Genomic DNA, 5,278 nt, shown 5'->3' with positions numbered 1-5,278 from the left:
GCTCGGCAGCCCGAGCTGACATCATCGACGTCCGCGCACTGGCTGCGCCGTGTCCCGATGGATTTACTGCGCTCCGATCGCCGAATGCCGGTTGATCCCCAAGTTCTGTACACAACCGTACAAATCGCGAAAATTTTACTGGTCATCATGTCGGACTAGGAGCAATTCAGCCACGATTGGTGTCGCGCATTCTGCAATAACAAAAAATCAGCTTTCATGACCGCATCACTTTTTGCCGCCGAAGAGGGTGTTGGCTCGAAGGCCATCGTCCTGCTGCACGGTTTCGGCGGCTGCCACGATGTATGGCGCGAGGTGATTTCCGCCCTGACGCCTTCCACGCATACGCTGGCCTATGATCTGCCTGGGCATGGGATGTCGCTCGACTTTCCCGCCGCCGGTCCGGCCAGGGTGGCGGCCAAGGCCGTGCTGACCGACCTCTCGGAGCGTCGGCTGAAGCGCGTTCATCTCGTGGGCCACTCGATGGGTGGTGCCGTGGCGGCGCTGATGGCGCTGGCCGAGCCCGAAAAGATAGCCTCGCTGACGCTTCTGGCGCCGGGCGGCCTTGGCCCCGAAATCAACGGGCCGCTGTTGCGCCGCTATGCCGAAGCCGCGGATCGGTCCGAGATCCGCTCCTGCCTCTCCCAGATGTCGGGACCTTCTGCCCTGCCGCTCGAACATACGGTGGACATCCTTTGGGAAATGCGCAGGCGACCCGGCCAACTCGAAAAGCTGGTCGGGATCGCGGCCGCCATGACCGTGGACGATCGGCAAGGCGTCATCCCGCACGATCGCCTCGATCGGCTGAACATGCCGGTAATGGTGGCATGGGGAACCAGCGATGCGGTGCTGCCCTTTACCCAGGCGGATGACCTGCCGGCGCATTTTCACGTGCACCACGTGCTGGAGGCGGGCCATATGCTGGCCGAGGAAGCACCCGACCTCGTTGCCGAGATCATTCGCCGCAACACCAGCCGCCGCGCCAGGCCGCACCGCCAGAAATTCGCCGCCGCAGCCAGCTGACCTTTTCGCGCACGACGACCCTCCTGAGCACCCCGACGCCGTCGATCTCGCCAGTGCATTTTGCCGGCGGCTGTGTTAACCCAGTGTTAACCAAACCCACGAGGCAGACGCCGATGAAGGAAGCAGGCGAGAAGACCATCGACCAGTCGAAGAAACTGTCCGATGCCATCCGTGATGTCAAAAATGCCTTCGCCGACCGCGACGATGTCGTCGTCGACATGCGCGAGGCGCATCGCATGCGCCTCGATCTGCTTGCCGCCGAGCTGGCGCCGGTTTTTGCCGATGTTCCGGCCGACATGGACAATTTCGACTTTGTCGTCTCGTCCGGCTTGCAGCCGCGCCTGTGGATCGACGCCATCAGCCATGTCGCCATGGGGCGCGACCGCCGCACCTATCGCTTCCTCAAGGACACCCGCATCGGCCGGGTGGTGCTTGCCGAATCCACTGAGATGAAATCGGTTGCCGATTCCGTGACGCGCTATGTCGCCGAGCGCATCGTCGAGCGTCAGAGGATGCTGGAAGGCGGCGTCGAACCCGCCGTCGCCGGCCTGAAACGTGCGTATGTGCCAGAAGCCGAACCGCCGCTGCGCGCGACGGAGCGCGGCAAACGCTGGTCGGCCCTTCTGTCCGGGCTTGGCCTGGTCGCTGCCGGCGCATTGGTCGGCCTTGTGGTGTCGGTCGTCCTGTTCTGGGACCGCATCATGGCCATGGTTGTCAATTTGCGGCCATAGCGGCCTCGGCGCCAAGCTCCACCGTCTGCAGATCGGATGGCGGTATGGACGGCCCGGTCAGGCCGCGCCGTGTCAGCCGGATCCGCCAGTTTCCCTTTTCACCGTCGATGTCGAACAGATTATACTGCGCCGCCGGGTGCTTGCCACCCGGCGCCTGGCCGGCGGCAGCGACACCGACCGCCGGGATCCTGACGCCTCGACCGCCGATGAAGAACAGCGACGGCAGATGCGAATGGCCGTGCAGCACAAGGTCGGCGCCATGGCGGCGAATGATCTTGTTGAAGCGGGCGATGCCGAACAGCCGCTTGTGCTGCGGGACCGCGCCGCGCACCGGCGGATGATGGATCATGATGACGCGGAACAGCCCCTGTCCGGCAGTGTCCTGGAGGATTTTGCCGAGCCTATCCCCCTGGCCTTCCATGAAAAACCCATTGGCCATGAAGGGTGCCGTGGCGCGCGCCGTCGAGACGCCGATCAGCGCGACATTGCCGCGTACACGCAGATAGGGGAAGGCGTTGCGGTCGACCGGCGTGTTGACGCCGTCGCCGCTCATCCACGCCGCCCAGGACCGGCAGACCTTGTCGAAGGCGCCTGGCACATAGGCGTCGTGATTGCCCGGAACGACCGAAACATCATGCGGCGGCCCCAGCGTCTCCAGCCAGTGCCTGGCCATCTCGATCTCGCCGTCGAGCGCCAGATTGACCAGGTCGCCGGTGACGGCGAGGTGATCAGGCGTGTTCGCCTTGATGTCGGCGACGATCGTGTCAATGACCGCATCATGCATATGGCGGCGGCGGTTGCGCTGCCAGTTGACATAGCCGAGCACGCGCTTGGAGGCGAGATCGCGATAGGATACATCGGGGAGCGGCCCCAGATGGACATCGGAAATATGCGCGAGCCTGAACATACAACCTTCATAGGCGACCCGCGCGCGGCTTTCCACCCACGGTTTCGCTATCAATGACGAGCCCTGAAGATGCCTTCCGCCAGACCGGCTGGCCAGGGTTGAGGGCCAGGCTGTTCCATCTCTATTTCGTGCTGCGGAGGCCGATGACGCTTGGCGTGCGCGGCCTGATCCACGACACAGCGTCCAGATCCGTCTTCCTTATTCGCCATACCTATGTACCGGGCTGGCAGCTTCCCGGCGGCGGCGTCGAAGTCGGCGAGACGATGAACGAGGCGCTGGCCCGTGAACTGGCCGAGGAAGGCAACATCGCACTGACCGCCCCGCCGGTGCTCAAATCGATGCATTTCAACCGCCGCTCCAGCCGCCGCGATCATGTCGGCCTTTATCTGCTCGAGCATTTCAGCCAGACGGCGCCGAAGCTGCCGGACCACGAGATCGCCGAAGCCGGCTTCTTCCCGCTCGACCGCTTGCCGCGGGGCACGACGCCGGCGACGCTGCGCCGGATCGCCGAGGTTTTTGACGGCGAGCAGCCCTCGCCCTACTGGTAGGTCAGGCCGCCGCTTTCTCGAAGCGGGCCCGGTCATGCCGTGCGGCATAATCGAGATCCGGTCCGACAGGCACGATCCGCGTCGGATTGATCGTCTGGTGGCTGCCGTAATAATGAGCCTTGATGTGATGCATGTTCACCGTCCCGGCCACGCCAGGGACCTGATAGAGATCGCGCAGATAGTTGGACAGGTTCGGGTAGTCGGCGATGCGGCGCAGATTGCATTTGAAATGGCCGACATAAACCGGATCGAAGCGCACCAGCGTGGTGAACAGCCGCCAGTCGGCCTCGGTGATACGACCACCGACGAGATAGCGCTGTTTTGCCAGTCGCTCCTCCAACGTATCCAGCGCCGAAAACAGCTCGCCGAAAGCCTCTTCATAGGCGCGTTGCGTGGTGGCGAAGCCGGCGCGATAGACGCCGTTGTTGATGGCGGGATAGACCAGCGCATTGATGCGGTCGATCTCGCCGCGCAACGCCTTCGGATAGAAATCGAAGCTGGCGTCGCCCCAATCATCGAAGGCTGAATTCAGCATGCGGATGATTTCGGAAGACTCGTTGGAGACGATGGTCTGCTCCTTTTTGTCCCACAGCACCGGCACAGTCACCCTGCCCGAATAGGCGGGATCGGCCTTGGCATAGATCTGGTGCAGGAAGTCGAGGCCGTAGAGCGTGTCGCCCGTGGCGCCGTCCTCAGCTACGAACGTCCAGCCGTTGGCGCCCATGAAATGATGCACCACGGACACCGATATGATGCCCTCCAGCTTCTTCAGCGCACGAAAGATCAACGTCCGGTGGGCCCACGGACAGGCAAGCGAGACATAGAGGTGATAGCGGCCGGGCTCGGCCTTGAAACCGCGCGTCCGGCCTTCGGCAGGCGCCCCGCCAACGGTGATCCAGTCGCGCCATTGCGACTGCGCCCGCACGAACCTGCCACCATTGTCCGCCGTATCGTACCAGCGGTCCTGCCATCTTCCTTCGACCAGCAATCCCATGCGAATCTCCTTGCGTCCTGTTGGTTGATGTAGGCGCAAGGCTGCCCTGTCGAAGACGTCAGGTGCTGAACAGACCGTCACTTGGCCGAAATGACGGACAGAAACGGCCGATTGCAGCGGCGGGAAATTGATGCTAGCGGACAATCCGCATGTTCGACTTTGCTTTGATCCGGTTTGACCGACGACGAAAGGGCGCCCGCGCTTGATGAAGCGCTGACTGGCGAATGCTGCCGTTTGCAGCAACCTTTCCTCCTTGTACCGGACCGCAAAGACCATGAGCCTTGCCGACGTGAAATACCTGCCGGAAACCCCGGCGCACGACCCCGAGATCGAAGCCATCAACGACGAAGCCTTCGGGCCCGGCCGCTTTGTGCTGGCCGCCTACAAGATTCGTGAGGCCGGAGGGCACGAGCGCTCGCTGTCCTTTGTCGCCGTCAATGGCGACATCGTCGTCGCCTCGGTGCGCATGACCCGCATCGCCGCCGGTGCCGGCCGCGCATTGATGCTCGGGCCGCTCGCCGTGCGGCCGGCCTTCAAGAATCTCGGCATCGGCCGCCGGCTGGTGGCGATCGCGCTGGAGGCCGCTGCCCGGGCCGGCGCACCTGCCGTCATGCTGGTCGGTGACGAGCCCTATTACGGGCCGCTCGGTTTCAAGCGGATTCCGCGCGGCCAGATTTCGATGCCGCGCCCCGTCGACCTCGACCGGCTGCTGTCGCACGAGATCGCGCCGGGCGCGGTCGCCAGGCTCTTGGGCGAGGTCTGCCACGCCGATCAGGCCAGGGTGACCGATCCTACCGCGGCGATGGCTTGACCTTTCCCATCGATCTGGCGCCTGATCCGTCCACTGTTCCTGAGATCAAAGGATGACGTCATGAACCCGAACGGCCAGATCGCGATCGTCACCGGCGGCGGCTCCGGCCTTGGCGAGGCAACGGCGCGCGCGCTGGCCACCAAGGGAGCCCGCGTCGCCATCTTCGATGTCGGTATTGACCGCGCGGTCAAGGTCGCGGCCGAGATCGGCGGTATTTCCGTCCAATGCGACGTCAGCAGCGCCGACAGTGGGACTGCTGCCCTCGCC

The 5,278-nt window shown here is 63.9% G+C and carries 7 protein-coding genes; 5 read left to right on the top strand and 2 right to left on the bottom strand.

Translation table 11 applies throughout. The features are described 5' to 3' along the window. Window positions 1-216 precede the first annotated feature (216 nt). Both ENZ75_RS19760 and ENZ75_RS19755 read left to right on the top strand, forming a co-directional pair. Window positions 217-1,020: an alpha/beta fold hydrolase gene (locus ENZ75_RS19760; protein WP_024504511.1), complete on the top strand. Its 804-nt coding sequence runs from the start codon at window positions 217-219 to the stop codon at window positions 1,018-1,020. A gap of 113 nt (window positions 1,021-1,133) precedes the next feature. Next, entirely contained in the window at window positions 1,134-1,751 is a 618-nt protein-coding gene (locus ENZ75_RS19755) for a hypothetical protein (protein ID WP_063168868.1), read from the top strand. On the opposite strand, the gene ENZ75_RS19750 is transcribed toward ENZ75_RS19755, so the two are convergent. After that, window positions 1,735-2,658, bottom strand: coding sequence for a metallophosphoesterase (locus ENZ75_RS19750; protein WP_013529920.1), 924 nt, complete (start codon window positions 2,656-2,658; stop codon window positions 1,735-1,737). The two genes, ENZ75_RS19755 and ENZ75_RS19750, sit on opposite strands and share 17 nt — an antisense overlap. A gap of 53 nt (window positions 2,659-2,711) precedes the next feature. On the opposite strand from ENZ75_RS19750, the gene ENZ75_RS19745 reads away from it, so the two are divergent. Next, the gene (locus tag ENZ75_RS19745; protein ID WP_063168869.1) at window positions 2,712-3,206 is read left to right on the top strand and encodes an NUDIX domain-containing protein; all 495 of its coding nucleotides are present in this window, start codon (window positions 2,712-2,714) and stop codon (window positions 3,204-3,206) included. 1 nt (window position 3,207) lies between these two features. Here ENZ75_RS19745 and ENZ75_RS19740 read toward each other — a convergent pair whose 3' ends face one another. Beyond that, window positions 3,208-4,200 carry a glutathione S-transferase family protein gene (locus tag ENZ75_RS19740; protein ID WP_063168870.1) on the bottom strand — a complete coding sequence of 331 codons (993 nt, stop codon included), beginning with the start codon at window positions 4,198-4,200 and terminating at the stop codon, window positions 3,208-3,210. Window positions 4,201-4,474: 274 nt separating this feature from the next. On the opposite strand from ENZ75_RS19740, the gene ENZ75_RS19735 reads away from it, so the two are divergent. Continuing rightward, window positions 4,475-5,011, top strand: coding sequence for an N-acetyltransferase (locus ENZ75_RS19735; RefSeq protein ID WP_013529917.1), 537 nt, complete (start codon window positions 4,475-4,477; stop codon window positions 5,009-5,011). 60 nt (window positions 5,012-5,071) lie between these two features. Continuing rightward, a partial coding sequence (locus ENZ75_RS19730; protein WP_128278256.1) for an SDR family NAD(P)-dependent oxidoreductase occupies window positions 5,072-5,278 on the top strand: 207 nt, incomplete at its 3' end.

Source organism: Mesorhizobium sp. M7A.F.Ca.CA.002.04.1.1, from assembly GCF_004022805.1.
Taxonomy (GTDB): domain Bacteria; phylum Pseudomonadota; class Alphaproteobacteria; order Rhizobiales; family Rhizobiaceae; genus Mesorhizobium; species Mesorhizobium ciceri.
The sequence above is the reverse complement of the archived record's forward strand: the minus strand, read 5'-3'. Positions and strand labels throughout refer to the sequence as shown.